We start from the raw sequence: 23,478 nt of genomic DNA on the forward strand, positions 1-23,478 counted from the left end.
CACGTAAGAAACTGAAGGGACAACCATGGAAGCCAGGGCCCAGGCGCGGTACATCCGCGTCACGCCCATGAAGGCCCGCCGCGTGGTGGACCTTATCCGTGGCATGGACGCCACGGAGGCTCAGGCGGTCCTGCGATTCGCTCCGCAGGCTGCCTCCGTGCCGGTCGGCAAGGTGCTCGACAGCGCCATCGCCAACGCCGCGCACAACTACGACCACACCGACGTCGACAGCCTCTACATCTCCGAGGCCTACGTCGACGAGGGCCCGACCCTGAAGCGGTTCCGTCCGCGTGCCCAGGGCCGTGCCTACCGGATCCGCAAGCGGACCAGCCACATCACCGTGGTCGTCGCCAGCAAGGAAGGAACCCGGTAATGGGCCAGAAGGTAAACCCGCACGGGTTCCGGCTCGGTGTCACCACGGACTTCAAGTCCCGGTGGTACGCCGACAAGCTGTACAAGGACTACGTCAAGGAAGACGTCGCCATCCGTCGGATGATGACGTCCGGCATGGAGCGCGCCGGCATCTCGAAGGTGGAGATCGAGCGCACCCGTGACCGCGTCCGCGTCGACATCCACACCGCGCGTCCCGGCATCGTCATCGGCCGCCGCGGCGCCGAGGCCGACCGCATCCGCGGTGACCTGGAGAAGCTGACCGGCAAGCAGGTCCAGCTGAACATCCTCGAGGTCAAGAACCCGGAGACGGACGCTCAGCTGGTGGCCCAGGCCGTCGCCGAGCAGCTGTCCTCCCGCGTCTCCTTCCGCCGGGCCATGCGCAAGAGCATGCAGTCCGCCATGAAGGCCGGCGCCAAGGGCATCAAGATCCAGTGCGGTGGCCGCCTCGGCGGCGCCGAGATGTCCCGCTCGGAGTTCTACCGCGAGGGCCGCGTGCCCCTGCACACGCTCCGCGCGAACGTGGACTACGGCTTCTTCGAGGCCAAGACGACCTTCGGCCGCATCGGTGTGAAGGTCTGGATCTACAAGGGCGACGTCAAGAACATCGCCGAGGTCCGCGCCGAGAACGCCGCTGCCCGCGCCGGCAACCGCCCGGCCCGTGGTGGCAACGACCGCCCGGCCCGTGGTGGCCGCGGTGGCGAGCGTGGCGGGCGTGGTCGCAAGCCGCAGCAGGCTGCCGCTGCCGAGGCCCCCAAGGCCGAGGCGCCCGCCGCTCCGGCTGAGAGCACCGGAACGGAGGCCTGACCGACATGCTGATCCCCCGTAGGGTCAAGCACCGCAAGCAGCACCACCCCAAGCGCAACGGCATGTCCAAGGGTGGCACGCAGGTTGCGTTCGGCGAGTACGGCATCCAGGCGCTGACCCCGGCGTACGTCACGAACCGCCAGATCGAAGCGGCTCGTATCGCCATGACCCGCCACATCAAGCGTGGCGGCAAGGTCTGGATCAACATCTACCCGGACCGCCCGCTGACGAAGAAGCCGGCCGAGACCCGCATGGGTTCCGGTAAGGGTTCTCCCGAGTGGTGGGTGGCCAACGTCAAGCCCGGACGCGTCATGTTCGAGCTGTCGTACCCCAACGAGAAGATCGCGCGCGAGGCCCTGACCCGTGCGGCTCACAAGCTGCCGATGAAGTGCAAGATCGTCAAGCGCGAGGCAGGTGAAGCGTGATGTCGGCCGGTACCAAGGCGTCCGAGCTGCGCGAGCTGGGCAACGAGGAGCTGCTCAACAAGCTCCGCGAGGCCAAGGAAGAGCTGTTCAACCTCCGTTTCCAGGCGGCGACCGGTCAGCTCGAGAACCACGGTCGGCTGAAGGCCGTCCGTAAGGACATCGCGCGGATCTACACCCTGATGCGCGAGCGCGAGCTGGGCATCGAAACGGTGGAGAACGCATGAGCGAGAACAACGTGACTGAGCAGAACACCGAGGCGCGCGGCTTCCGCAAGACCCGCGAGGGTTACGTCGTCAGCGACAAGATGGACAAGACCGTCGTCGTCGCCGTCGAGGACCGCGTCAAGCACGCGCTGTACGGCAAGGTCATCCGCCGTACCAACAAGCTCAAGGCGCACGACGAGCAGAACGCCGCGGGTGTCGGCGACCGCGTTCTCCTGATGGAGACCCGGCCGCTGTCCGCGACCAAGCGCTGGCGCGTCGTCGAGATCCTCGAGAAGGCCAAGTAATTCCTGCGGGGCAAACCCCGCAGGTCAGTTCCGCCAGGCTCCGGGGGACCGCTCGCACGAGCGGCCCCCGGGGAACCGGCAGACGATCAGGAGATAGACGTGATCCAGCAGGAGTCGCGACTGCGTGTCGCCGACAACACTGGTGCGAAGGAGATCCTTTGCATCCGTGTGCTCGGTGGCTCCGGTCGCCGCTACGCGGGCATCGGTGACGTCATCGTCGCCACCGTCAAGGACGCGATCCCCGGTGGCAACGTGAAGAAGGGTGACGTCGTCAAGGCGGTCATCGTTCGCACCGTCAAGGAGCGCCGCCGTCCGGACGGCTCGTACATCCGCTTCGACGAGAACGCCGCCGTCATTCTGAAGAACGACGGCGACCCTCGCGGCACCCGCATCTTCGGCCCGGTCGGCCGTGAGCTGCGCGAGAAGAAGTTCATGAAGATCATCTCGCTCGCGCCGGAGGTGCTGTAAGCATGAAGATCAAGAAGGGCGACCTGGTCCAGGTCATCACCGGTAAGGACAAGGGCAAGCAGGGCAAGGTCATCGCGGCCTTCCCCCGCGAGGACCGCGTCCTGGTCGAGGGTGTCAACCGGGTCAAGAAGCACACCAAGGCTGGTCCGACCGCGCGCGGTTCCCAGGCCGGCGGCATCGTGACCACCGAGGCGCCGATCCACGTCTCCAACGTCCAGCTGGTCGTGGAGAAGGACGGCAAGAAGGTCGTCACGCGTGTCGGCTACCGCTTCGACGAGAACGGCAACAAGATCCGCGTTGCCAAGCGGACGGGTGAGGACATCTGATGGCTACCACCACCACTCCGCGTCTGAAGCAGAAGTACCGCGAGGAGATCGCGGGCAAGCTGCGTGACGAGTTCAAGTACGAGAACGTCATGCAGGTTCCCGGCCTCGTCAAGATCGTGGTCAACATGGGTGTCGGCGACGCCGCCCGTGACTCGAAGCTGATCGAGGGCGCGATCCGCGACCTGACCACCATCACCGGTCAGAAGCCGGCCGTCACCAAGGCCCGCAAGTCCATCGCGCAGTTCAAGCTGCGTGAGGGCCAGCCGATCGGTGCCCACGTCACGCTCCGTGGCGACCGCATGTGGGAGTTCCTGGACCGCACCCTGTCGCTCGCGCTGCCGCGCATCCGCGACTTCCGCGGCCTGTCCCCCAAGCAGTTCGACGGCCGTGGCAACTACACCTTCGGTCTCACGGAGCAGGTCATGTTCCACGAGATCGACCAGGACAAGATCGACCGTGTCCGGGGTATGGACATCACCGTGGTGACCACGGCGACCAACGACGAAGAGGGCCGTGCCCTTCTCCGTCACCTCGGCTTCCCGTTCAAGGAGGCGTGAGCGAGATGGCGAAGAAGGCTCTCATCGCGAAGGCTGCTCGCAAGCCCAAGTTCGGCGTGCGCGCGTACACCCGCTGCCAGCGCTGCGGTCGTCCGCACTCCGTTTACCGCAAGTTCGGCCTCTGCCGCGTGTGCCTTCGTGAGATGGCTCACCGTGGCGAGCTGCCGGGCGTGACCAAGAGCTCCTGGTAATCCCGGTAATTCGGGATTCCTGGACCTCTCGGTAAGCAACCGGGACGGCGGGGGCGCCTCCCCTCATGGCTTAGGCTAGGAGGGTTGGGCCCCTGCCGCCCTGAACGCCCGCGGACAGAGTCCGCTAACGATTGCTTACTACGCCGTAGGTCCCCGTGCCGCACCCGTCCCGTCCATGTATGGGGAGAGGGATGGCGCATATAGGAAACCCCGGCGAGAAAGGCCACAGGCCAATTCATGACCATGACTGATCCGATCGCAGACATGCTGACGCGTCTGCGGAACGCGAACTCGGCGTACCACGACTCGGTGTCGATGCCGCACTCCAAGATCAAGTCTCACATCGCGGAGATCCTCCAGCAGGAGGGCTTCATCACGGGCTGGAAGGTCGAGGACGCCGAGGTCGGCAAGAACCTCGTCCTGGAGCTGAAGTTCGGGCCCAACCGTGAGCGCTCCATCGCGGGCATCAAGCGGATCTCCAAGCCCGGTCTCCGGGTGTACGCGAAGTCCACCAACCTGCCGAAGGTCCTGGGCGGCCTGGGCGTGGCGATCATCTCCACGTCGCACGGTCTGCTGACCGACAAGCAGGCGCAGAAGAAGGGCGTGGGTGGGGAAGTCCTCGCCTACGTCTGGTAACGGAAGGGAACGGAGGAAACAGCTATGTCGCGTATCGGCAAGCTCCCCATCCCGGTTCCCGCCGGCGTGGACGTCACCATCGACGGCCGTACGGTCAAGGTCAAGGGCCCCAAGGGCGAACTGACCCACACCATCGTCGCGCCGATCGACATCGCTAAGGGCGAGGACGGCACCCTCCAGGTGACGCGCCCGAACGACGAGCGGCAGAGCAAGGCCCTGCACGGCCTGTCCCGCACGCTGGTGGCGAACATGATCACCGGTGTGACCCAGGGATACGTCAAGAAGCTCGAGATCAGCGGTGTCGGTTACCGCGTGACCGCCAAGGGCTCGAACCTCGAGTTCGCGCTCGGTTACAGCCACCCGATCACTGTCGAGGCCCCCGAGGGCATCACCTTCAAGGTGGAGACCCCGACCCGTTTCTCGGTCGAGGGCATCGACAAGCAGAAGGTCGGCGAGGTTGCGGCCAACATCCGCAAGCTGCGCAAGCCCGACCCGTACAAGGCCAAGGGCGTCAAGTACGAGGGCGAAGTCATCCGCCGCAAGGTCGGAAAGGCGGGTAAGTAAGCCATGGCATACGGGCAGAAGATCCTCAAGGGCGACGCCTACAAGCGCGCCGCGATCAAGCGCCGTCACCTGCGGATCCGCAAGCGGATCAACGGTACGGCCGAGCGCCCCCGTCTGGTCGTGACCCGCTCCAACCGCCACATCGTGGCGCAGGTGATCGACGACCTCAAGGGCCACACCCTGGCGTCGGCGTCCTCGCTGGACGCGTCGATCCGCGGTGCCGAGGGCGACAAGTCCGCCCAGGCGAAGCAGGTCGGCGCGCTGGTCGCCGAGCGCGCCAAGGCCGCCGGTGTCGAGGCTGTCGTGTTCGACCGTGGTGGCAACCAGTACGCCGGGCGCATCGCCGCCCTGGCGGACGCCGCCCGCGAAGCCGGGCTCAAGTTCTGAGCCGCTTGTAGCTAGCGGAAAGAGAGAGGTAATCCAATGGCTGGACCCCAGCGCCGCGGAAGCGGTGCCGGTGGCGGCGAGCGGCGGGACCGGAAGGGCCGTGACGGCGGCGCTGCTGCCGCCGAGAAGACCGCGTACGTCGAGCGCGTCGTCGCGATCAACCGCGTCGCCAAGGTTGTGAAGGGTGGTCGTCGCTTCAGCTTCACCGCGCTGGTCGTGGTGGGCGACGGTGACGGCACCGTGGGTGTCGGTTACGGCAAGGCCAAGGAGGTGCCGGCCGCCATCGCCAAGGGTGTCGAGGAGGCCAAGAAGCACTTCTTCAAGGTCCCCCGGATCCAGGGCACCATCCCTCACCCCATCCAGGGTGAGAAGGCCGCCGGTGTCGTTCTCCTCAAGCCGGCTTCGCCGGGTACCGGTGTGATCGCCGGTGGTCCCGTGCGTGCCGTCCTGGAGTGCGCCGGTATCCACGACGTGCTGTCGAAGTCGCTCGGCTCCGACAACGCCATCAACATCGTGCACGCGACCGTGGAGGCCCTGAAGGGCCTGCAGCGTCCCGAGGAGATCGCGGCCCGCCGCGGTCTGCCGCTCGAGGACGTCGCCCCCGCGGCCCTGCTGCGTGCGCGTGCCGGGGTGGGTGCGTAATCATGGCGCAGCTCAAGATCACGCAGGTCAAGTCCTACATCGGCAGCAAGCAGAACCACCGTGACACTCTGCGGTCGCTTGGTCTCAAGGGGATCAACACCGTGGTCGTCAAGGAGGACCGCCCCGAGTTCCGCGGCATGGTGCACACCGTCCGCCACCTCGTGACGGTCGAGGAGGTCGACTGATCATGGCGGAGCAGAACCCGCTGAAGATCCACAACCTCCGTCCGGCCCCCGGCGCCAAGACCGCGAAGACCCGTGTCGGTCGTGGTGAGGCGTCGAAGGGTAAGACGGCCGGTCGTGGTACCAAGGGCACCAAGGCCCGCTACCAGGTTCCGGAGAGCTTCGAGGGTGGCCAGATGCCGCTCCACATGCGTCTCCCGAAGCTGAAGGGCTTCAAGAACCCGTTCAAGACCGAGTACCAGGTCGTGAACCTCGACAAGCTGGCCGCGCTGTACCCGCAGGGTGGCGAGGTCACCGTCGAGGACCTGGTCGCCAAGGGTGCCGTTCGCAAGAACAGCCTCGTCAAGGTGCTCGGCCAGGGCGAGATCTCCGTGGCGCTGCAGGTGACGGTCGACGCCGTCTCCGGCTCCGCCAAGGAGAAGATCACCGCCGCCGGCGGTACCGTCACCGAGCTCGTCTGAGTCCTTCAGGCGTCTCGATGACTTGAGCGATCCCCACCGGGGATACCCCACAAATGGGGTATCCCCGGTTGGTCGTTCCTAGGGTGGCAGTCTCGCCGGTAAGGTGGCCTGCACTGCCAACTTTCACTGGGTGCCGCACCTCGGGCACTCTGAGCGGCAGTTGACCGTTACGTATTCGTCGAATCCTCAAGACCGTCACCCTTGACGCAGATGCGCGGGGGTCGCAGGAGGCACCGTGCTCACCGCGTTCGCCCGGGCGTTCAAGACGCCCGACCTGCGCAAGAAGATTTTCTTCACGCTCGGCATCATCGTGATCTACCGGATCGGCACACACATCCCGATCCCAGGCGTCGACTACAAGAGCGTCCAGATCTGCATCGACCAGGCGAACGCCAACCAGGGCCTGTTCGGTCTGGTGAACATGTTCAGCGGTGGTGCGCTCCTGCAGATCACGATCTTCGCGCTCGGCATCATGCCGTACATCACGGCGAGCATCATTCTTCAGCTGCTGACCGTTGTGATCCCGCGTCTGGAGGCCCTCAAGAAGGAGGGTCAGGCCGGCACGGCCAAGATCACCCAGTACACGCGCTACCTGACGGTCGCGCTGGCGATCCTCCAGGGCACCGGTCTGGTGGCCACCGCCCGCACCGGCTCGCTCTTCCCGAACTGCTCGGCCGCCCAGCAGATCGTGCCGGACCGCTCGATCTTCACGACGGTGACCATGGTCATCACGATGACCGCCGGTACCGCCCTGGTCATGTGGCTGGGTGAGCTGATCACCGACCGCGGCATCGGCAACGGCATGTCGATCCTGATGTTCATCTCGATCGCCGCCACCTTCCCGGCCGCGCTGTGGGCCATCAAGCAGCAGGGCTCGCTGGCCGGCGGCTGGATCGAGTTCGGCACCGTGATCCTCGTCGGCCTGTTCATGGTCGGCCTGGTGGTGTTCGTGGAGCAGGCCCAGCGCCGGATCCCGGTCCAGTACGCGAAGCGCATGATCGGCCGCCGGTCCTACGGCGGGACGTCGACGTACATCCCGCTGAAGGTCAACCAGGCGGGTGTGATCCCGGTCATCTTCGCCTCGTCGCTGCTCTACATCCCGGCGCTGATCGTCCAGTTCTCCAACTCCCAGGCAGGCTGGGCACGCTGGATCAACGGCAACCTGGCGGACACCGCGGCGCCCGTTCACATCACGATTTACTTCTTCCTGATTGTCTTCTTCGCGTTCTTCTACGTGGCCATCTCGTTCAACCCCGAGGAAGTCGCGGACAACATGAAGAAGTATGGTGGCTTCATCCCGGGCATCCGGGCTGGCCGACCGACCGCTGAGTACCTGTCGTACGTGCTCAACCGGATCACCTGGCCGGGTTCGCTGTATCTGGGTCTGATCGCTCTCGTGCCGACAATGGCGTTGGCCGGTTTCGGGGCAAACCAGAACTTCCCCTTCGGCGGTACCAGCATCCTGATCATCGTGGGTGTCGGTCTCGAGACGGTGAAGCAGATCGAGAGCCAGCTCCAGCAGCGCAATTACGAAGGGTTCCTCCGCTGATGCGAATCGTCCTCGTCGGGCCGCCGGGTGCCGGTAAGGGTACGCAGGCCACGCGCCTTGCCGAGAAGCTGTCGATCCCGCACATCTCCACGGGCGACCTGTTCCGCGCCAACATCAGCCGGCAGACGGAGCTCGGCAAGCTCGCGAAGTCCTACATGGACGCCGGCAATCTGGTGCCGGACGAGGTCACGATCGCCATGGCGAAGGACCGCATGGAGCAGCCGGACGCCGAGAACGGCTTCCTGCTGGACGGGTTCCCCCGCAACGTCTCGCAGGCCCAGGCGCTGGACGAGCTGCTGACGACCGAGGGCATCGAGCTGGACGCGGTGCTCGACCTGGAGGCCCCGGAGGACGAGGTCGTCAAGCGGATCGCCGGGCGGCGGATCTGCCGCAAGGACTCCAGCCACGTCTTCCACGTGACGTACAGCAAGCCGAAGACCGAGGGTGTCTGCGACGTCTGCGGCGGCGAGCTGTACCAGCGGGACGACGACTCCGAGGACACCGTCCGCAAGCGGCTCGAGGTCTACCACACGCAGACCGAGCCGATCATCGACTACTACAAGGCGCAGGGGCTGGTCGTCACCATCTCCGCGCTGGGTGCGGTGGACGAGGTCACGGGGCGGGCGCTGGAGGCGCTGAAGCGTGAGGACGGCGGCGAGTAGCCGTCGGATGCGGTCGCGGCCGTGGCACCCCCAGGGGCGTCACGGCCGTACTGTTGTGTACGTAACCGGTTGACGTGAGTGACGGAGAGCGCAGGGCCCCCATGGTGCAGATCAAGACCCCCGAGCAGATCGCCAAGATGCGTGCGGCGGGGCTGGTCGTCGCAGCCATCCACGCGGCCACCCGGGAGGCAGCGGTGCCCGGCGCCACCACCAAGGACCTCGACCAGGTGGCGCGCAAGGTGCTCGCCGAGCACGGGGCGAAGTCCAACTTCCTCGGCTACGGCGGCTTCCCGGCGACCATCTGCACCTCCGTGAACGAGGTCGTCGTCCACGGCATCCCGTCCGACGACGTGGTCCTGAAGGACGGCGACATCATCTCCGTCGACTGCGGCGCGATCGTCGACGGCTGGCACGGTGACGCGGCCTACACGGCGTTCGTGGGCTCCGGTCACGCCCCCGAGCTGATCGAGCTGTCCCGGGTGACCGAGGAGTCGATGTGGGCCGGCATCGCGGCCATGAAGCAGGGCAACCGGCTCGTCGACATCTCCCGCGCCATCGAGACGTACATCCGCCGTCAGCCGAAGCCCGGCGGCGGCCGGTACGGGATCATCGAGGACTACGGCGGCCACGGCATCGGCTCCGAGATGCACATGGACCCGCACCTGCTGAACTACGTCGACCGCCGCCGCGGCAAGGGCCCCAAGCTGGTCCCCGGCTTCTGCCTCGCCATCGAGCCGATGGTCTCGCTCGGCACCCCGAGGACCGAGGTCCTGGACGACGACTGGACGGTCATCACCACCGACGGCACCTGGTCCTCCCACTGGGAGCACTCGGTGGCCCTCACGGAGCAGGGCCCGCTGGTCCTGACGGCCCCGGACGGCGGCAGGGCCAAGCTGGCGGAGTACGGGGTCACGGCCGCGCCGGATCCTCTCGCATAATGATCTTTTGCGTGGGGCAGACTGCCCCCGATTCGTGTTTCCGGGTGCGCTGACGTAGACTGACTCGTCGGCTCTTGTGTACCCGCATGTCTGCATGCGCTCACAGTGAGTCGATCAAGGTAGTCGATTCGAAGGGCGAAGCGTGGCCAAGAAGCAAGGTGCCATCGAGATCGAGGGCACTGTCGTCGAGTCTCTTCCGAACGCCATGTTCAAGGTCGAGCTCCAGAACGGCCACCAGGTCCTGGCACACATCAGCGGCAAGATGCGTATGCACTACATCCGCATCCTCCCTGACGACCGGGTCGTGGTGGAGCTGTCTCCGTACGACCTGACGCGTGGCCGGATCGTCTACCGGTACAAGTAGATCTTGCCCCACGCCCCGTGCCCTCCCTGTGCACGGGGCCGCCGGCAACTGACCCGGAGAACCTCACATCCCATGAAGGTCAAGCCGAGCGTCAAGAAGATCTGCGACAAGTGCAGGGTGATCCGCCGTCACGGCCGGGTCATGGTCATCTGCGAGAACCCGCGCCACAAGCAGCGCCAGGGCTGACCGCACGATCATTCCCCTCTGCACCGCTATCGCAGAGACTTCGCGCGACGCGAGCTGAATATGTACATACGCAGGGCCCGAGCCGCGCCAGCGGTTCGACACCCCCGGTTCGGAGGCCGGGGACCCAGTCCGTACCTGATACGGCGGCTGGGAACCGGTCCTGCGGCAGACCTCCGAAGATCACCAGGAGCCATTGAATGGCACGCGTTTCCGGTGTCGACATCCCGCGCGACAAGCGCGTGGAGATCGCCCTGACCTACGTGTTCGGCATCGGCCGGACCCTTTCCCAGCAGACGCTGGCCGCCACCGGCGTGGACCCGAACACCCGTGTTCGGGACCTCTCCGAGGAGCAGCTGGTCGCGATCCGCGAGTACGTCGACAACAACATCAAGACCGAGGGTGACCTCCGTCGCGAGATCCAGGCCGACATCCGCCGCAAGGTCGAGATCGGCACGTACCAGGGTCTGCGCCACCGCCGCGGTCTGCCCGTCCGTGGTCAGCGCACGAGCACCAACGCCCGCACCCGCAAGGGCCCGCGTCGCGCCATCGCCGGCAAGAAGAAGCCGGGCAAGAAGTAGTCCGCAGCGGACGCCTGTCCACGGTCTTCGCTGTAGGACCGACCACCTCCCGTAGGAGTTAGAAGATGCCCCCCAAGGGACGTCAGGGCGCTGCCAAGAAGGTGCGCCGCAAGGAAAAGAAGAACGTCGCTCACGGCCACGCGCACATCAAGAGCACGTTCAACAACACGATCGTCTCGATCACGGACCCGTCCGGCAACGTGATCTCCTGGGCCTCCGCCGGCCACGTCGGCTTCAAGGGCTCCCGGAAGTCCACGCCGTTCGCCGCGCAGATGGCCGCCGAGTCGGCCGCCCGCCGCGCCCAGGAGCACGGCATGCGCAAGGTCGACGTGTTCGTCAAGGGCCCGGGTTCCGGTCGTGAGACCGCGATCCGCTCCCTGCAGGCCACGGGCCTCGAGGTCGGCTCCATCCAGGACGTCACCCCGACCCCGCACAACGGCTGCCGTCCGCCGAAGCGCCGCCGCGTCTGACGCTCGCCGCTTCGCGGATCGTGGTTCCGGGCGGTACGGCTCCGTAAAAGGGCCGTATCGCCCGTACCCTTGCTGTACCCGCTCCTGTCGAACGGGGCGGTCTGGTCGGGCGTCATATAGCGGGCGCCCCCGACTGAAGGATCTGATCCACCCATGCTGATCGCTCAGCGTCCCTCGTTGACCGAAGAGGTCGTCGACGAGTTCCGCTCCCGGTTCGTGATCGAGCCGCTGGAGCCGGGCTTCGGTTACACCCTCGGCAACTCCCTGCGCCGTACCCTCCTGTCCTCGATCCCGGGTGCGGCGGTCACGTCCATCCGCATCGACGGCGTGCTGCACGAGTTCACCACCGTGCCGGGCGTCAAGGAGGACGTCACCGACCTGATCCTCAACATCAAGCAGCTGGTCGTCTCCTCGGAGCACGACGAGCCGGTCGTGATGTACCTGCGCAAGCAGGGTCCGGGTCTGGTCACCGCCGCCGACATCGCGCCCCCGGCCGGTGTCGAGGTGCACAACCCCGACCTCGTCCTCGCCACGCTCAACGGCAAGGGCAAGCTGGAGATGGAGCTGACGGTCGAGCGCGGCCGCGGTTACGTCTCCGCCGTGCAGAACAAGCAGGTCGGCCAGGAGATCGGCCGCATCCCGGTCGACTCGATCTACTCGCCGGTCCTCAAGGTCACCTACAAGGTCGAGGCGACCCGAGTCGAGCAGCGCACCGACTTCGACAAGCTGATCGTCGACGTCGAGACCAAGCAGGCCATGCGGCCGCGTGACGCCATGGCGTCGGCCGGCAAGACCCTGGTCGAGCTGTTCGGTCTCGCCCGCGAGCTGAACATCGACGCCGAGGGCATCGACATGGGTCCGTCCCCGACGGACGCCGCGCTCGCCGCCGACCTGGCGCTGCCGATCGAGGAGCTGGAGCTGACCGTCCGCTCCTACAACTGCCTCAAGCGCGAGGGCATCCACTCCGTGGGTGAGCTCGTCGCGCGCTCCGAGGCGGACCTGCTCGACATCCGCAACTTCGGTGCGAAGTCCATCGACGAGGTCAAGGCCAAGCTGGCCGGCATGGGTCTCGCGCTCAAGGACTCGCCGCCCGGATTCGACCCGACCGCCGCCGCGGACGCGTTCGGCGCGGACGACGACGCGGACGCCGGGTTCGTGGAGACCGAGCAGTACTGACAGCTCGGGCCTTCCGGTCCGTAAAAGGGTGCGGGTGCGCTGTGGCTTGTCGCAGTTCCCCGCGCCCCTTCCGGACGACAGCCCCTCCGGGGCGCGTCGTCCGGATCTCCGACAGGCGACCGCCTGCTCGGATACTGACTCCGGTACCTGATACGGCCGGGGCAGACACACAGGAGAAGAACCATGCCGAAGCCCACCAAGGGTGCCCGTCTGGGCGGCAGCGCCGCGCACGAGAAGCTGCTGCTCGCGAACCTCGCGAAGTCGCTCTTCGAGCACGGCAAGATCACCACGACCGAGGCGAAGGCCCGCCGTCTGCGGCCGTACGCCGAGCGTCTGATCACCAAGGCGAAGAAGGGCGACCTTCACAACCGCCGTCAGGTGCTCCAGGTCATCACGGACAAGAGCGTCGTCCACACGCTCTTCACCGAGATCGGCCCGCGGTACGAGAACCGTCCGGGTGGCTACACCCGTATCACCAAGATCGGCAACCGTCGGGGCGACAACGCGCCCATGGCGGTCATCGAGCTGGTCGAGGCGCTGACGGTCGCGCAGCAGGCCACCGGTGAGGCCGAGGCCGCCACCAAGCGTGCGGTCAAGGAGTCCGAGCAGGCCAAGGCCGCGGACACCGAGGTCGAGGAGGCCAAGGCCGACGACGCCAAGGCCGACGAGACCGAGGTCGCCGAGGCTCCCGCCGAGGAGTCCAAGGACGCGTAAGCGCTCCTCGCCCGTGAGGGCGTGCGCGGGCCCGTTCCCTTCCCGGGGGCGGGCCCGTTCGCCGTTCCTGAGAGGATTCTGGGGTGAGTGAGGAAGTAGAGCCCGGATACGTGCGGGTGCGCCTGGATCTTTCCTACGACGGCACCGAGTTCTCCGGCTGGGCCAAGCAGGCCGGGGGGCGGCGGACCGTACAGGGGGAGATCGAGGACGCCCTGCGGACCGTGACGCGGTCCCGCGAGACCTTCGAGCTGACGGTGGCCGGGCGGACCGACGCCGGCGTGCACGCGCGCGGACAGGTGGCGCACGTGGACCTGCCCGAGGCGGTGTGGCGCGAGCACCACGAGAAGCTGCTCAAGCGGCTCGCCGGGCGGCTGCCGAGGGATGTGCGGGTCTGGGCCCTGCGGGAGGCGCCCAGCGGCTTCAACGCCCGGTTCTCGGCGATCTGGCGGCGCTACGCGTACCGGGTCACCGACAACCCCGGGGGAGTGGACCCGCTGCTGCGGGGCCACGTCCTGTGGCACGACTGGCCGCTCGACGTGGACGCCATGAACGAGGCGGCCCGCGGGCTGCTCGGGGAGCACGACTTCGCGGCGTACTGCAAGAGGCGCGAGGGCGCGACGACCATCCGCACCCTCCAGGAGCTGAGCCTGGTGCGGGGCGAGGACGGGATCATCACCGCGACCGTGCGCGCCGACGCGTTCTGCCACAACATGGTGCGCTCGCTGATCGGGGCGCTGCTGTTCGTGGGCGACGGGCACCGGCCGCCGGACTGGCCGGCCAAGGTGCTGGCCGCGGGCGTCCGGGACTCGGCCGTGCACGTCGTACGGCCGCACGGGCTGACGCTGGAGGAGGTCGGCTACCCGGCCGACGAGCTGCTGGCCGCGCGCAGCCGGGAGGCCCGCAACAAGCGGTCGCTGCCGGGGGCGGCGGCCGCCGGGTGCTGCTGACCCGCGCTCGGCCCGTCAGCCCGCCGCCGCGGCCGCCGACGCCTGGGCCTCGCCGCGGCGGCGGATCTGGCGGAAGGTGAACTCGGCCAGGTCGTCGCCGGTCTTGAAGACCTCGGTGTCCTTGGTCGTCACGTCCCTGCCGTCGGTGAAGCCGGCGATGGTGAAGTAGGCGTAGCGGCCGTAGGAGTTGGTCGTCGTGCGGCAGATGGCGGAGTTGCAGAAGGGCCGCACGCCGCCGCCGTTCAGCGACTTCACGATGCTCTTCTTGTCGGCCTGGGTCTTGGTGGCGGTGGCCTTGGCCTCGGTGTCGAAGACGGCGACGCCGACGGTGACCGCGATGCCGCCCTTGGTGTAGGTGACGCGGAGCATCCGGGTGCAGCCGTTGGCGGTGAGCACCTTGGGGAGGGTCTGCAGGGCGGCCGTCGCGCAGCTGCTGGTGTCGGCCGTCGGGCCCTTCTTGTAGACGATGTCGCCCATGGTCAGCTGGGTGCCCGGGAAGAGGATCTCGGGGCTGAGCGGGGCGGTGTCCTTGTCCTTGCCGGAGACGAAGTCCTTCGGGTCCAGCGGCGGCGGGGCGCTGGTGGGCGCGAAGGACGGCGGCGCGGCGGTGGACTCGCCGGGTATGTCCGCGCTGGCGGGCAGCCGCGAGGTGGGGCTGTTCGCCTGGCCGCCGTCGCCGTTCGCCGAGACGACGGCCATGGCGACGGCCGTGCCGATGGCGACGGTGGCGAGCGCGCCGCCGCCGACGAAGAGCAGGCGGCGCCGCTTGTTACGGGCCTCGGAGGCCTCGGCGAGCGCTGCCCAGTCCGGGGTCTGGTCGGTGCCGCTGTTCCAGGACTGCTGCTGCGACTGCGGTGTCCAGGGATCCCACTGAGACTGGGGACCCCCCTGCCCATAGCTCATGGGGCGCATCTTAGACGGGCCGGGCGGCGCGCTGTTCCGCCTCGCGCGGCCGCGGAGCCCCTAGCGTGCCCTGCATGGAATCCGGCGAGAACGGCAAAAACACGCTCGAAGGTGACATCTCCGGGTGGCTGCTGCGGCGGGCCACCTGGCACCTGTGGGCGGTGCCCGCGGTGGTGCTGGGCGCCCAGGCGGCGCGGGTGGCGCGGCTGTCCCCGGACGGCGGCATGGACAACGCGATCGTCGTCCGTGCGGCCCGCGCCTGGCTGGCCGGCGGCTCCCCGTACGACGACCCCCACTTCCTCTACCTGCCCAGCGCGGTCCTGGCGGCGGCCCCGCAGGCGCTGCTGCCCTCGTCGTGGCTGCGGCTGCTGGTGCCGCTGGCGGTGATCGCCCTGCTGGCCGGTGCCTGGGCGGCCGCGCTGCGGCTGCACCGGGTCCCGCTGTCCAGCCGGTTCGCCGCGCTGGGCCTGGCCGGCCTCGCGGCCGGGTTCGCGCCGTTCGCTCACCTGGTGCAGCTGGCGAACTGGACGGTGACCGCCGCGCTGGCCCTGCCGCTGGCGCTGCTCCTCGCGGGGCGCGGGCGGTGGACGGCGGCGGGGGTGGTCGTCGGGGCGGCGGTGGCGCTCAAGCCGCTGCTGGCGCCCGTGGCGCTGCTGTTCCTGTTCGCCCGGCGCCGGCGGGCGCTCGCGGCGGCCGTCCTGGTCCCGGCGGCGGCCTCGGCGGCGGCGGGCCTGCTGATGCCGGACCCGGCCGGCTTCTTCACCCGCACCCTGCCGTTCCTGCTGAGCGGCGACGACGGCTTCGTACGGCTCTATGAGGCGTCCCCGGCCGCCGTGCTGCCCCGGCTGGGGGTGCCGCGGGCCCTCGCCGGGCTGCTCGCGGCCGCGGCCGCCGGGGCGGGGGTGCTGTGCGCGTACCGCCGGTGGCGGCGGGGCGACGCCGGGCCGCTGCGGCTGTCGGAGACCGCGGCGGGCCTGATGCTGTCGGCGTTCCTGGTGTCCAGGCCGTCGTACGACCACTATCTGCTGGTCGTGCTGCCGCTGCTGCTCGCGGGGCTGCCGTACGCGGGGTCGGTCGCGCGCGGGCCCTGGTTCTGGCTCGCCCTGGCCCCGCAGCTGCCGTCGCTGGCCCTGCCGTACCTGGAGGCGCCGCGCCGCCGGGCCTTCAAGGACGCGTTCACGCTGTGCGTCCTGGCCGCGACGGTCGCCGCCCGGGGGGCGCGCGCCCGGCCGCTGCGGCTGCCGGGCCGCTTCGTCGCCCCGCGGCGGGAGCGGAGCGGTGGCGCGGTTCGCGTACTCTGAAAGGGTGCGGATGCCGGGCTGCCCGCCCGGTGATCCCGCGTTTTGACCCGTCCGGGTCGCCGCGGGTATCCTGCATGTTCGTTGTGTATTGGCTTGCTCATTCTCACGGGACGGGCCCTTACACCGGTCCACCGGGCCGATGACCAGCGACCCCACGCACGCGGTTTGCGTCGCCGCCGTGGGTCAAGGCTGTCGTGATCGTTTCGGTGACCTTGTCTAGGACCATTCACTCGAAGCGAAGGCTACGAACCGTGCGTACGTACAGCCCCAAGCCCGGCGATGTGACGCGCCAGTGGCACGTCATCGACGCTCAGGACGTTGTCCTGGGCCGTCTCGCCAGCACCGCCGCCACCCTTCTGCGGGGCAAGCACAAGCCGATCTACGCGCCGCACGTCGACGCTGGTGACTTCGTCATCATCATCAACGCCGACAAGGTGCACCTCTCCGGCAACAAGCGGACCCAGAAGATGGCGTACCGCCACTCCGGCTACCCGGGTGGTCTGCGCTCCGTCCGTTACGACGAGCTGCTCGACAAGAACCCCGAGAAGGCCATCGAGAAGGCCGTCAAGGGCATGCTCCCCAAGAACTCGCTGGGCCGTCAGATGCTCTCGAAGCTGAAGGTCTACAAGGGTGACCAGCACCCGCACGGCGCGCAGCAGCCGCAGCCGTTCGAGATCACCCAGGTCGCGCAGTAAGTCCGGCCACCCCCTAAGACTGAACAGAATCTGAGGAGAATCGTGGCCGAGACCACTGCCGAGCAGCCGCTCGAAGAGCTTGACATCGACAGCTACACCACCGAGTCCGAGGTCCCCGTCGAGGGCGAGTACACCTCGGAGTCCCTGGCCTCCCGCTTCGGCGAGCCCCAGCCGGCCGCCGGTCTGGGCCGCCGCAAGGAGGCCATCGCCCGCGTCCGGATCGTTCCGGGCACCGGCAAGTGGAAGATCAACGGTCGCACCCTCGAGGACTACTTCCCGAACAAGGTGCACCAGCAGGAAGTCAACGAGCCGTTCAAGGTTCTCGAGCTCGAGGGCCGTTACGACGTCATCGCCCGCATCTCCGGTGGCGGTGTCTCCGGTCAGGCCGGTGCGCTCCGTCTCGGTGTCGCCCGTGCGCTGAACGAGGCGGACGTCGACAACAACCGCGGCCCGCTGAAGAAGGCCGGCTTCCTGCGCCGCGACGACCGCGCGGTCGAGCGGAAGAAGGCCGGTCTGAAGAAGGCCCGCAAGGCTCCGCAGTACAGCAAGCGCTAATCGCAGCTGCCTGCTCGTACTCCGAACGCCCCGGCGGCACGCCACTGTGCCGCCGGGGCGTTCGTTTATCGCAGGCCATGGGCGTATAACGGCACAAGACGCTCAAGGGCTTGTGTGATCGGATGACCCGGCGCCGTGTGTCCGGGGCCCGGAAGCCGTGTGGGCCGCGTTCGGGCGCGGCTTCCGGAACTGACGCTTCCTCAGGAGGACAAGTGGGACGACTCTTCGGCACGGACGGCGTGCGCGGTGTCGCCAACGCGGATCTGACGGCCGAGATGGCGCTCGGGCTGTCCGTCGCGGCGGCCCACGTACTGGCCGAGGCGGGCACCTTCGCAGGCCACCGGCCGACCGCGGTGGTCGGGCGTGACCCGCGTGCGTCCGGGGAGTTCCTGGAGGCGGCCGTGGTCGCGGGCCTCGCCAGCGCGGGCCTGGACGTGCTGCGCGTCGGCGTGCTGCCCACCCCGGCGGTGGCGTATCTCACCGGGGCCCTCGGTGCCGATCTGGGCGTCATGCTGTCCGCCAGCCACAACGCCATGCCCGACAACGGCATCAAGTTCTTCGCGCGGGGCGGCCACAAACTCCCCGACGACATCGAGGACCGTATCGAGGCCGTCTACGAGGAGCACCGCACCGGTGCGCCGTGGGACCGGCCGACGGGTGCCGGCGTGGGCCGGGTGCGGTCGTACGACGAGGGCGCGGACCAGTACGTCGAGCACCTGCTGGGCGTGCTGCCCAACCGGCTGGACGGGCTGAGGATCGTGCTCGACGAGGCGCACGGCGCGGCGTCCCGGGTGTCACCGGAGGCGTTCACGCGGGCCGGCGCCGAGGTGATCACGATCGGCGCCGAGCCGGACGGGCTGAACATCAACGACGGGTGCGGGTCGACGCATCTGGCGCCGCTGAAGGCCGCGGTCGTGGAGCACGGGGCGGACTTCGGCATCGCGCACGACGGCGACGCCGACCGCTGCCTCGCCGTGGACCACACCGGTGAGGAGGTCGACGGCGACCAGATCCTCGCCGTGCTGGCGCTCGCGATGCGCGAGCGGCAGGTGCTGCGGTCCGACACCGTCGTCGCCACCGTCATGTCCAACCTGGGCTTCAAGCTGGCCCTGGAGCGCGAGGGCATCCGGCTCGTGCAGACGGCGGTCGGCGACCGGTATGTGCTGGAGGAGATGAAGGAGCACGGCTTCGCCCTCGGCGGCGAGCAGTCCGGGCACGTGATCATCCTGGACCACGCCACCACCGGTGACGGCACGCTGACCGGGCTGCTGCTGGCCGCGCGGGTCGCCCAGAGCGGGCGGTCGCTGCGGGAGCTGGCGTCCGTGATGGAGCGGTTGCCGCAGGTGCTGATCAATGTGCCGGACGTGGACAAGTCCCGGGTCGCCAGCTCCGGGGACGTCGCCGCCGCGGTCGCCGAGGCCGAGCGTGAGCTGGGGGCGACCGGGCGGGTGCTGCTGCGGCCGTCGGGGACCGAGCCGCTGGTGCGGGTGATGGTCGAGGCGGCGGACATCGAGCAGGCGCGGACGGTCGCGGGGCGGCTGGCCGACGCGGTGAAGTCCGCGCTGGGGTAGTTCTCCGCCGCCCGGTTCGGGTGTGGGGTGCCGTGCGTCGCGGGCTGCGACCGGTTCGTGGTGGGTCGCGCCCGCGCCGCGGAGCCGCATACCGGACGGAGCCCCGCGCCCCTTCGCACTAGGGCGCGATCGTCCTGCGGACCTTCTTCGACCACAGGGCCTTCTGGACCAGCAGGGTCAGGGTGCCGGCCAGGATGATGCCCAGCAGGTTCAGCAGGAGCTGTTCCGAGGAGCCCCAGGCCTGGCGGTACTGGTCGTAGCTGAAGGCGACGGCCGCGTTGGCGGCGGCCGGGACCGTGGTGACCGAGATGGCGACGCCGACCAGGGCGCCGGACTTCGCCGAGGTCAGCGAGAGAGTGCCGGCGCAGCCCGCCAGGACCGCCACGACGAAGGAGAACCAGTCGGGGCGGTAGATGAAGTTGGTGTTGGGGCGTTCGGCCTTCAGGGCCTGCTCGCTGAACAGGTCGACGGCGTCCATGAAGTAGCTGAAGCCGACCGTGACCACCATCGCCACGGCGAAGCCGGCCAGCAGGGCGGTCAGCGAGCGCAGGGCGAGGCGGGGCCGGCGCTGGACGAGGGCCGTGCAGAAACCGGCCAGCGGGCCGAACTCCGGGCCCACCGCCATCGCGCCCACGATGAGGATCGCGTTGTCGAGGACCACACCGCAGGCCGCGATCATCGTGGCCAGGGTGATGAACACGAGATAGGTGACGGAGAGGGTCGACTCCTCGTGCGTCGCCTCCGTGAGCTGGTCCCAGACCACCGCGTCGGCGGCCTCGCCGGGAGCGTCCCGCTCGGCCTTCTCGGCGTGCCGGGACAGTGTCAGGTCGATGTTCTCGGCCGTGATCGAACCGCACTCGTCGAGGTCGAACACCCGCAGGGCATCGATGAGTTCGTCCGTGGCCTCGCGGGCGACGTCGCACATCACGACATCGCCGGCCGGGTCGCGGGCGGCGCCCGGCAGGACGACCAGATGCGTGGCGCCGACCGTCTTCTCGATCACGCGGACCACGGCGTCGGTCTTCTCGGCCGGGGTGATCAGGCGCAGATGCAGCATGGGCCCTTTCTAACAGGCCCTTCCGACGGCTGTGCGAGCTTGTCCGAACGCTGTCACAGCTTGCGCAGGCTGAGGCGCTGCACCTTGTGGTCCGGGCCCTTGCGCACGACCAGGGTGGCGCGGCCGCGGGTCGGGGCGATGTTCTCCACCAGATTGGGCTTGTTGATGGTGCGCCACATCGTGCGGGCGTAGTCCAGGGCCTCCTCCTCCGACACCTGCGTGTACTTGCGGAAGTAGGACGAGGGGTTCTGGAAGGCGGTCTCGCGCAGCTTGCGGAACCGGCTGAGGTACCAGCGCTCGATGTCCTCGGCGCGGGCGTCGACGTACACGCTGAAGTCGAAGTAGTCGGCGAGGCCGACGCGGGTGCGGCCGTCCTTGCCGGGCAGGGCGGGCTGGAGGACGTTCAGTCCTTCGACGATCAGGATGTCGGGGCGGCGTACGACCAGGCGCTCGCCGGGCACGATGTCGTAGATCAGGTGGGAGTAGACGGGGGCGGAGACCTCGTCCTTGCCGGCCTTGATGTCGGCGACGAAACGGGTCAGGGCGCGGCGGTCGTAGGACTCGGGGAAGCCCTTGCGGGACATCAGGCCGCGGGCCTGGAGCTCCTTGGTGGGCAGCAGGAAGCCGTCGGTGGTGACCAGTTCGACGCGCGGGTGCTCCGGCCAGCGCGAGAGCAGTGCCTGGAGCAGGCGGGCGACCGTCGACTTGCCGACGGCGACCGAGCCGGCCACTCCTATCACGAAGGGCGTGCCGGACTGGGAGCCCTGTTCCCCGAGGAAGGTGTTGAGCGCGCCGCGCAGGCCGTCGGTGGCGCCGACGTAGAGGTTGAGCAGCCGGGACAGCGGGAGGTAGATGTCCCGGACCTCGTCGAGGTCGATGACGTCGCCGAGGCCGCGCAGCTTCTCGACCTCCTCCGCGGTGAGCGGCAGCGGCGTCTTGTCGCGCAGCGCGCTCCACTCGGCGCGGGTGAGGTCGACGTAGGGAGTCGCCTCCGGGCGGGGCCGGTGGGCGCTCCGGGGCATCGGGGAGACCGGAGAGATCACAGTCCATTGTTACGGGAGTACGAACAGAGGGTGAGGTGGGATCCGTCACGCGCCGGCCGGGGCGTCGGCGGGGGCGGCGGGATCGGGAGGAACCGGGGCGAACGGGGGGAATGTCAGTGGCGTGCGTCACAGTTGTGGGAGAGGTGGGCCCGGCCGGGTCCACCGACCCCGAAGGGGTGACCCATGACGGATGCGACGACGTATGCGATAGAGGCGGAAGGCCTGGTCAAACGGTTCAGGGAGACGGAGGCGCTGGCCGGTGTCGATCTGGCCGCCCGCAAGGGCACGGTGCTCGGGCTGCTGGGTCCCAACGGCGCCGGGAAGACCACCGCGGTGCGGATCTTCGCCACCCTGCTGCGGCCGGACGGCGGGACGGCCCGGGTGGCCGGGCACGACGTGGTCCGGGAGGCCGGGGTGGTGCGGGCCACGGTCGGCCTGACCGGGCAGTACGCCGCGGTGGACGAGAACCTGACCGGCACGGAGAACCTGCTGCTCATCGGGCGTCTGCTGGGGCTGCCGCGACGGGCCGCGAAGGCGAGGGCGGCGGAGCTGCTGGAGCGTTTCCGGCTGACGTACGCGGCCGGGCGGGCCGTGAAGACGTACTCGGGCGGGATGCGGCGGCGCCTCGACCTCGCGGCCAGTCTCGTGGGGCGGCCCGGCATCCTCTTCCTCGACGAGCCGACCACCGGCCTCGACCCGCACAGCCGCGGTGAGCTGTGGGACATGCTGCGCGGGCTGGTCGCGGACGGCGCCACGGCGCTGCTGACCACGCAGTACCTGAACGAGGCGGATGTGCTGGCCGACGACATCGTGGTGATCGACAAGGGCCGGGTGATCGCCGAAGGCACCCCCGACCAGCTGAAGTCGCAGGTCGGCGGGCAGGTGCTGGAGCTGCGGCCGGTCTTTGGGCAGGACCTCGCGCGGGCGCACGCCCTGGTGGCGGGGGCGGCCGGGCCGCAGGCCCGGATCGAGGGCGAGACGATCACCGCCCCGGTGAAGGACCCCGAGCTGATGCCGGCCGTCGTACGCGCCCTGGACCGCGGGGGCATCGCGGTCGGCGAGCTGGCGCTGCGCCGCTCCTCCCTCGACGAGGTGTTCCTGGCCCTGACCGGGCACCGCGCGGAGCCGGGCGCCCGCGGGGGCGAGGGCGGCGCGTCGGCGGGGGAGGGCGAGGGCGCTGTCGCTGCGGCCGGCGGGGGCGGCGTGGAGGGCCGGGACGACGGGGACGCCGGGGACGGCAGGAGCGGCGGGGACCGCGGGGGCGCCGGGGACGGCGAGGCCGAGGACGCGGAGGTGACCGCGCGTGAGGACGAGGGCGCCGCCGGCCGGGAGGAAGGGAACGCGCTGCGGAAGGCGGTGACGCGGCCATGACCGCCACGACCGCCGCCACCGGGACCGTGCCGGCCCCGCCGGTCAGCACCTCCGGGCGGGTGCGTCCCCTCGCCGCGCTGCGGCAGACGTTCACGATGGCCTGGCGCAGCCTGGTCGCCGTGAAGCACAACCCGCTCGAACTGGTCGACTACAGCATCACGCCGATCATGTTCGTGTTCCTCTTCACCTATGTGCTGGGCGGTCAGATGGCCGGCTCCCCCGACGCGTATCTGAAGTACGCGCTGCCCGGAATCATCGTGCAGAACACCCTGTTCATGACGATGTACACGGCGATGGCGCTCAACACCGACCTCACCAAGGGCGTCTTCGACCGGCTGCGCAGCCTGCCGATCGCCCGGTCCGCCCCGCTGGTCGGGCGGATCACCGCGGACCTCGCCAAGCACGTCTGGGCGATGCTGCTGATGATCGGCCTCGGGCTGCTGCTCGGCTTCCGGGTCACCGGAGGGCTCGACGGGTTCCTGCTCGGCACGGTGCTGCTGGTGGTGTTCGCCGCGGCCGTGTCGTGGAGCGCGGTGCTGATCGGGATGCTCGCCGGGGACGCGGAGAAGGTGCAGGCCTTCGGCTTCACCCTGATCTTCCCGATCACCTTCACCAGCAGCGCGTTCGTCGTGGTCGACACCATGCCGGGCTGGCTCCAGGCGTTCAGCGACGTCAATCCGGTCACCCACCTGTCCGACGCCTTCCGCGGATTGCTGCTGGGCGGGCCGGTGGCGGAGCCGGTGCTGTGGTCGCTGGTCTGGGCGGCGGGCATCGCGCTGGTGTTCTATCCGCTGGCCATGCGGGCGTATCGGGCGAAGACGTGAGGGGGCGTCAGGACGGCTGTGCAGCACGGG

General features: G+C 69.0%; 34 protein-coding genes. 31 read left to right on the top strand and 3 right to left on the bottom strand.

What is annotated here, in order from left to right:
- Positions 1–25: 25 nt before the first annotated feature.
- The 25 genes from rplV to truA all read left to right on the top strand — a co-directional run bounded on the left by rplV (position 26) and on the right by truA (position 14,128).
- Entirely contained in the window at positions 26–373 is a 348-nt protein-coding gene (gene rplV, locus G7Z13_RS20975; protein WP_166001525.1) for a 50S ribosomal protein L22, read from the top strand.
- Positions 373–1,197 (top strand): 30S ribosomal protein S3, encoded by an 825-nt coding sequence (gene rpsC, locus G7Z13_RS20980; protein ID WP_166001527.1) that lies wholly within the window; start codon positions 373–375, stop codon positions 1,195–1,197. The genes rplV and rpsC overlap by 1 nt, the downstream gene beginning before the upstream one ends.
- A gap of 5 nt (positions 1,198–1,202) precedes the next feature.
- Positions 1,203–1,622, top strand: a complete 420-nt coding sequence (gene rplP / locus G7Z13_RS20985) for a 50S ribosomal protein L16 (protein ID WP_004984526.1) — start codon at positions 1,203–1,205, stop codon at positions 1,620–1,622.
- Positions 1,622–1,846, top strand: coding sequence for a 50S ribosomal protein L29 (gene rpmC, locus G7Z13_RS20990; protein ID WP_059079052.1), 225 nt, complete (start codon positions 1,622–1,624; stop codon positions 1,844–1,846). Before rplP ends, rpmC begins: the two co-directional genes overlap by 1 nt.
- Positions 1,843–2,130: a 30S ribosomal protein S17 gene (rpsQ, locus tag G7Z13_RS20995; RefSeq protein WP_028420769.1), complete on the top strand. Its 288-nt coding sequence runs from the start codon at positions 1,843–1,845 to the stop codon at positions 2,128–2,130. Before rpmC ends, rpsQ begins: the two co-directional genes overlap by 4 nt.
- A 99-nt stretch (positions 2,131–2,229) precedes the next feature.
- Positions 2,230–2,598 carry a 50S ribosomal protein L14 gene (gene rplN, locus G7Z13_RS21000; protein WP_003998823.1) on the top strand — a complete coding sequence of 123 codons (369 nt, stop codon included), beginning with the start codon at positions 2,230–2,232 and terminating at the stop codon, positions 2,596–2,598.
- A 2-nt stretch (positions 2,599–2,600) separates the two neighbouring features.
- Positions 2,601–2,924 (top strand): 50S ribosomal protein L24, encoded by a 324-nt coding sequence (gene rplX, locus G7Z13_RS21005; protein ID WP_166001529.1) that lies wholly within the window; start codon positions 2,601–2,603, stop codon positions 2,922–2,924.
- Entirely contained in the window at positions 2,924–3,481 is a 558-nt protein-coding gene (rplE, locus tag G7Z13_RS21010) for a 50S ribosomal protein L5 (protein ID WP_030345436.1), read from the top strand. Before rplX ends, rplE begins: the two co-directional genes overlap by 1 nt.
- 5 nt (positions 3,482–3,486) lie before the next feature.
- Positions 3,487–3,672 carry a type Z 30S ribosomal protein S14 gene (locus tag G7Z13_RS21015; protein WP_003956452.1) on the top strand — a complete coding sequence of 62 codons (186 nt, stop codon included), beginning with the start codon at positions 3,487–3,489 and terminating at the stop codon, positions 3,670–3,672.
- A 237-nt stretch (positions 3,673–3,909) separates the two neighbouring features.
- The gene (gene rpsH / locus G7Z13_RS21025) at positions 3,910–4,308 is read left to right on the top strand and encodes a 30S ribosomal protein S8 (protein ID WP_043503329.1); all 399 of its coding nucleotides are present in this window, start codon (positions 3,910–3,912) and stop codon (positions 4,306–4,308) included.
- A 24-nt stretch (positions 4,309–4,332) separates the two neighbouring features.
- On the top strand, positions 4,333–4,872 hold the full coding sequence (gene rplF / locus G7Z13_RS21030) for a 50S ribosomal protein L6 (RefSeq protein ID WP_166001531.1): 540 nt from the start codon (positions 4,333–4,335) through the stop codon (positions 4,870–4,872).
- Positions 4,873–4,875: 3 nt separating this feature from the next.
- On the top strand, positions 4,876–5,259 hold the full coding sequence (gene rplR, locus G7Z13_RS21035) for a 50S ribosomal protein L18 (RefSeq protein ID WP_166001533.1): 384 nt from the start codon (positions 4,876–4,878) through the stop codon (positions 5,257–5,259).
- 36 nt (positions 5,260–5,295) lie between these two features.
- Positions 5,296–5,901 (top strand): 30S ribosomal protein S5, encoded by a 606-nt coding sequence (gene rpsE / locus G7Z13_RS21040; RefSeq protein ID WP_014674381.1) that lies wholly within the window; start codon positions 5,296–5,298, stop codon positions 5,899–5,901.
- A 2-nt stretch (positions 5,902–5,903) separates the two neighbouring features.
- Positions 5,904–6,086 carry a 50S ribosomal protein L30 gene (rpmD, locus tag G7Z13_RS21045; protein WP_003998814.1) on the top strand — a complete coding sequence of 61 codons (183 nt, stop codon included), beginning with the start codon at positions 5,904–5,906 and terminating at the stop codon, positions 6,084–6,086.
- 2 nt (positions 6,087–6,088) lie between these two features.
- Positions 6,089–6,544 (top strand): 50S ribosomal protein L15, encoded by a 456-nt coding sequence (gene rplO, locus G7Z13_RS21050; protein WP_166001535.1) that lies wholly within the window; start codon positions 6,089–6,091, stop codon positions 6,542–6,544.
- Between the two features lie 235 nt (positions 6,545–6,779).
- Positions 6,780–8,093, top strand: a complete 1,314-nt coding sequence (gene secY, locus G7Z13_RS21055) for a preprotein translocase subunit SecY (RefSeq protein ID WP_166001537.1) — start codon at positions 6,780–6,782, stop codon at positions 8,091–8,093.
- Positions 8,093–8,755: an adenylate kinase gene (locus G7Z13_RS21060; RefSeq protein ID WP_166001539.1), complete on the top strand. Its 663-nt coding sequence runs from the start codon at positions 8,093–8,095 to the stop codon at positions 8,753–8,755. The genes secY and G7Z13_RS21060 overlap by 1 nt, the downstream gene beginning before the upstream one ends.
- Before the next feature lie 101 nt (positions 8,756–8,856).
- The gene (gene map / locus G7Z13_RS21065; RefSeq protein WP_166005158.1) at positions 8,857–9,693 is read left to right on the top strand and encodes a type I methionyl aminopeptidase; all 837 of its coding nucleotides are present in this window, start codon (positions 8,857–8,859) and stop codon (positions 9,691–9,693) included.
- Between the two features lie 142 nt (positions 9,694–9,835).
- Positions 9,836–10,057, top strand: coding sequence for a translation initiation factor IF-1 (gene infA, locus G7Z13_RS21070; protein WP_003948620.1), 222 nt, complete (start codon positions 9,836–9,838; stop codon positions 10,055–10,057).
- A gap of 72 nt (positions 10,058–10,129) precedes the next feature.
- Positions 10,130–10,243: a 50S ribosomal protein L36 gene (rpmJ, locus tag G7Z13_RS21075; protein ID WP_003998809.1), complete on the top strand. Its 114-nt coding sequence runs from the start codon at positions 10,130–10,132 to the stop codon at positions 10,241–10,243.
- A gap of 197 nt (positions 10,244–10,440) precedes the next feature.
- The gene (gene rpsM / locus G7Z13_RS21080) at positions 10,441–10,821 is read left to right on the top strand and encodes a 30S ribosomal protein S13 (RefSeq protein WP_010036675.1); all 381 of its coding nucleotides are present in this window, start codon (positions 10,441–10,443) and stop codon (positions 10,819–10,821) included.
- 65 nt (positions 10,822–10,886) lie between these two features.
- Positions 10,887–11,291 (top strand): 30S ribosomal protein S11, encoded by a 405-nt coding sequence (rpsK, locus tag G7Z13_RS21085; protein WP_003956432.1) that lies wholly within the window; start codon positions 10,887–10,889, stop codon positions 11,289–11,291.
- A gap of 153 nt (positions 11,292–11,444) precedes the next feature.
- Positions 11,445–12,467 (top strand): DNA-directed RNA polymerase subunit alpha, encoded by a 1,023-nt coding sequence (locus G7Z13_RS21090; RefSeq protein ID WP_003966937.1) that lies wholly within the window; start codon positions 11,445–11,447, stop codon positions 12,465–12,467.
- 183 nt (positions 12,468–12,650) lie between these two features.
- Positions 12,651–13,181 (top strand): 50S ribosomal protein L17, encoded by a 531-nt coding sequence (gene rplQ, locus G7Z13_RS21095; protein WP_166001541.1) that lies wholly within the window; start codon positions 12,651–12,653, stop codon positions 13,179–13,181.
- Positions 13,182–13,264: 83 nt separating this feature from the next.
- Complete coding sequence (gene truA / locus G7Z13_RS21100) at positions 13,265–14,128, top strand: tRNA pseudouridine(38-40) synthase TruA (protein WP_166001543.1); 864 nt, start codon at positions 13,265–13,267, stop codon at positions 14,126–14,128.
- A gap of 15 nt (positions 14,129–14,143) precedes the next feature.
- Here truA and G7Z13_RS21105 read toward each other — a convergent pair whose 3' ends face one another.
- The gene (locus tag G7Z13_RS21105; RefSeq protein ID WP_166001545.1) at positions 14,144–15,031 is read right to left on the bottom strand and encodes a hypothetical protein; all 888 of its coding nucleotides are present in this window, start codon (positions 15,029–15,031) and stop codon (positions 14,144–14,146) included.
- Between the two features lie 74 nt (positions 15,032–15,105).
- Between G7Z13_RS21105 and G7Z13_RS21110 the strand changes: the two genes are divergently transcribed.
- From G7Z13_RS21110 to glmM, 4 genes are all read left to right on the top strand, one after another.
- Positions 15,106–16,332 (top strand): glycosyltransferase 87 family protein, encoded by a 1,227-nt coding sequence (locus tag G7Z13_RS21110; protein WP_166001547.1) that lies wholly within the window; start codon positions 15,106–15,108, stop codon positions 16,330–16,332.
- Positions 16,333–16,583: 251 nt separating this feature from the next.
- Complete coding sequence (gene rplM / locus G7Z13_RS21115) at positions 16,584–17,027, top strand: 50S ribosomal protein L13 (RefSeq protein WP_166001549.1); 444 nt, start codon at positions 16,584–16,586, stop codon at positions 17,025–17,027.
- A 42-nt stretch (positions 17,028–17,069) separates the two neighbouring features.
- Positions 17,070–17,582, top strand: a complete 513-nt coding sequence (gene rpsI, locus G7Z13_RS21120) for a 30S ribosomal protein S9 (RefSeq protein ID WP_166001551.1) — start codon at positions 17,070–17,072, stop codon at positions 17,580–17,582.
- Positions 17,583–17,794: 212 nt separating this feature from the next.
- Entirely contained in the window at positions 17,795–19,153 is a 1,359-nt protein-coding gene (glmM, locus tag G7Z13_RS21125; protein WP_166001553.1) for a phosphoglucosamine mutase, read from the top strand.
- Positions 19,154–19,271: 118 nt separating this feature from the next.
- Here the strand turns inward: glmM and G7Z13_RS21130 are convergent, their stop codons facing one another.
- Positions 19,272–20,210: a DUF389 domain-containing protein gene (locus tag G7Z13_RS21130; RefSeq protein ID WP_166001555.1), complete on the bottom strand. Its 939-nt coding sequence runs from the start codon at positions 20,208–20,210 to the stop codon at positions 19,272–19,274.
- Positions 20,211–20,263: 53 nt separating this feature from the next.
- The gene (coaA, locus tag G7Z13_RS21135; RefSeq protein WP_166005160.1) at positions 20,264–21,232 is read right to left on the bottom strand and encodes a type I pantothenate kinase; all 969 of its coding nucleotides are present in this window, start codon (positions 21,230–21,232) and stop codon (positions 20,264–20,266) included.
- A gap of 204 nt (positions 21,233–21,436) precedes the next feature.
- On the opposite strand from coaA, the gene G7Z13_RS21140 reads away from it, so the two are divergent.
- Both G7Z13_RS21140 and G7Z13_RS21145 read left to right on the top strand, forming a co-directional pair.
- Positions 21,437–22,624 (top strand): ATP-binding cassette domain-containing protein, encoded by a 1,188-nt coding sequence (locus G7Z13_RS21140; protein WP_240926290.1) that lies wholly within the window; start codon positions 21,437–21,439, stop codon positions 22,622–22,624.
- Positions 22,621–23,448, top strand: a complete 828-nt coding sequence (locus G7Z13_RS21145) for an ABC transporter permease (protein ID WP_166001557.1) — start codon at positions 22,621–22,623, stop codon at positions 23,446–23,448. Before G7Z13_RS21140 ends, G7Z13_RS21145 begins: the two co-directional genes overlap by 4 nt.
- Positions 23,449–23,478 lie beyond the last annotated feature (30 nt).

This window comes from Streptomyces sp. JB150, from assembly GCF_011193355.1.
Lineage (GTDB): Bacteria > Actinomycetota > Actinomycetes > Streptomycetales > Streptomycetaceae > Streptomyces.

Bases quoted from the DNA above. Each gene is read 5' to 3' on its own strand.
- rplV (WP_166001525.1), top strand. From the start codon at position 26: ATGGAAGCCAGGGCCCAGGCGCGGTACATCCGCGTCACGCCCATGAAG.
- rpsC (WP_166001527.1), top strand. From the start codon at position 373: ATGGGCCAGAAGGTAAACCCGCACGGGTTCCGGCTCGGTGTCACCACG.
- rplP (WP_004984526.1), top strand. From the start codon at position 1,203: ATGCTGATCCCCCGTAGGGTCAAGCACCGCAAGCAGCACCACCCCAAG.
- rpmC (WP_059079052.1), top strand. From the start codon at position 1,622: ATGTCGGCCGGTACCAAGGCGTCCGAGCTGCGCGAGCTGGGCAACGAG.
- rpsQ (WP_028420769.1), top strand. From the start codon at position 1,843: ATGAGCGAGAACAACGTGACTGAGCAGAACACCGAGGCGCGCGGCTTC.
- rplX (WP_166001529.1), top strand. From the start codon at position 2,601: ATGAAGATCAAGAAGGGCGACCTGGTCCAGGTCATCACCGGTAAGGAC.
- rplE (WP_030345436.1), top strand. From the start codon at position 2,924: ATGGCTACCACCACCACTCCGCGTCTGAAGCAGAAGTACCGCGAGGAG.
- G7Z13_RS21015 (WP_003956452.1), top strand. From the start codon at position 3,487: ATGGCGAAGAAGGCTCTCATCGCGAAGGCTGCTCGCAAGCCCAAGTTC.
- rpsH (WP_043503329.1), top strand. From the start codon at position 3,910: ATGACCATGACTGATCCGATCGCAGACATGCTGACGCGTCTGCGGAAC.
- rplF (WP_166001531.1), top strand. From the start codon at position 4,333: ATGTCGCGTATCGGCAAGCTCCCCATCCCGGTTCCCGCCGGCGTGGAC.
- rplR (WP_166001533.1), top strand. From the start codon at position 4,876: ATGGCATACGGGCAGAAGATCCTCAAGGGCGACGCCTACAAGCGCGCC.
- rpsE (WP_014674381.1), top strand. From the start codon at position 5,296: ATGGCTGGACCCCAGCGCCGCGGAAGCGGTGCCGGTGGCGGCGAGCGG.
- rpmD (WP_003998814.1), top strand. From the start codon at position 5,904: ATGGCGCAGCTCAAGATCACGCAGGTCAAGTCCTACATCGGCAGCAAG.
- rplO (WP_166001535.1), top strand. From the start codon at position 6,089: ATGGCGGAGCAGAACCCGCTGAAGATCCACAACCTCCGTCCGGCCCCC.
- G7Z13_RS21060 (WP_166001539.1), top strand. From the start codon at position 8,093: ATGCGAATCGTCCTCGTCGGGCCGCCGGGTGCCGGTAAGGGTACGCAG.
- map (WP_166005158.1), top strand. From the start codon at position 8,857: ATGGTGCAGATCAAGACCCCCGAGCAGATCGCCAAGATGCGTGCGGCG.
- rpmJ (WP_003998809.1), top strand. From the start codon at position 10,130: ATGAAGGTCAAGCCGAGCGTCAAGAAGATCTGCGACAAGTGCAGGGTG.
- rpsM (WP_010036675.1), top strand. From the start codon at position 10,441: ATGGCACGCGTTTCCGGTGTCGACATCCCGCGCGACAAGCGCGTGGAG.
- rpsK (WP_003956432.1), top strand. From the start codon at position 10,887: ATGCCCCCCAAGGGACGTCAGGGCGCTGCCAAGAAGGTGCGCCGCAAG.
- G7Z13_RS21090 (WP_003966937.1), top strand. From the start codon at position 11,445: ATGCTGATCGCTCAGCGTCCCTCGTTGACCGAAGAGGTCGTCGACGAG.
- rplQ (WP_166001541.1), top strand. From the start codon at position 12,651: ATGCCGAAGCCCACCAAGGGTGCCCGTCTGGGCGGCAGCGCCGCGCAC.
- G7Z13_RS21105 (WP_166001545.1), bottom strand. From the start codon at position 15,031: ATGAGCTATGGGCAGGGGGGTCCCCAGTCTCAGTGGGATCCCTGGACA.
- G7Z13_RS21110 (WP_166001547.1), top strand. From the start codon at position 15,106: ATGGAATCCGGCGAGAACGGCAAAAACACGCTCGAAGGTGACATCTCC.
- G7Z13_RS21130 (WP_166001555.1), bottom strand. From the start codon at position 20,210: ATGCTGCATCTGCGCCTGATCACCCCGGCCGAGAAGACCGACGCCGTG.
- coaA (WP_166005160.1), bottom strand. From the start codon at position 21,232: ATGCCCCGGAGCGCCCACCGGCCCCGCCCGGAGGCGACTCCCTACGTC.
- G7Z13_RS21140 (WP_240926290.1), top strand. From the start codon at position 21,437: ATGACGGATGCGACGACGTATGCGATAGAGGCGGAAGGCCTGGTCAAA.
- G7Z13_RS21145 (WP_166001557.1), top strand. From the start codon at position 22,621: ATGACCGCCACGACCGCCGCCACCGGGACCGTGCCGGCCCCGCCGGTC.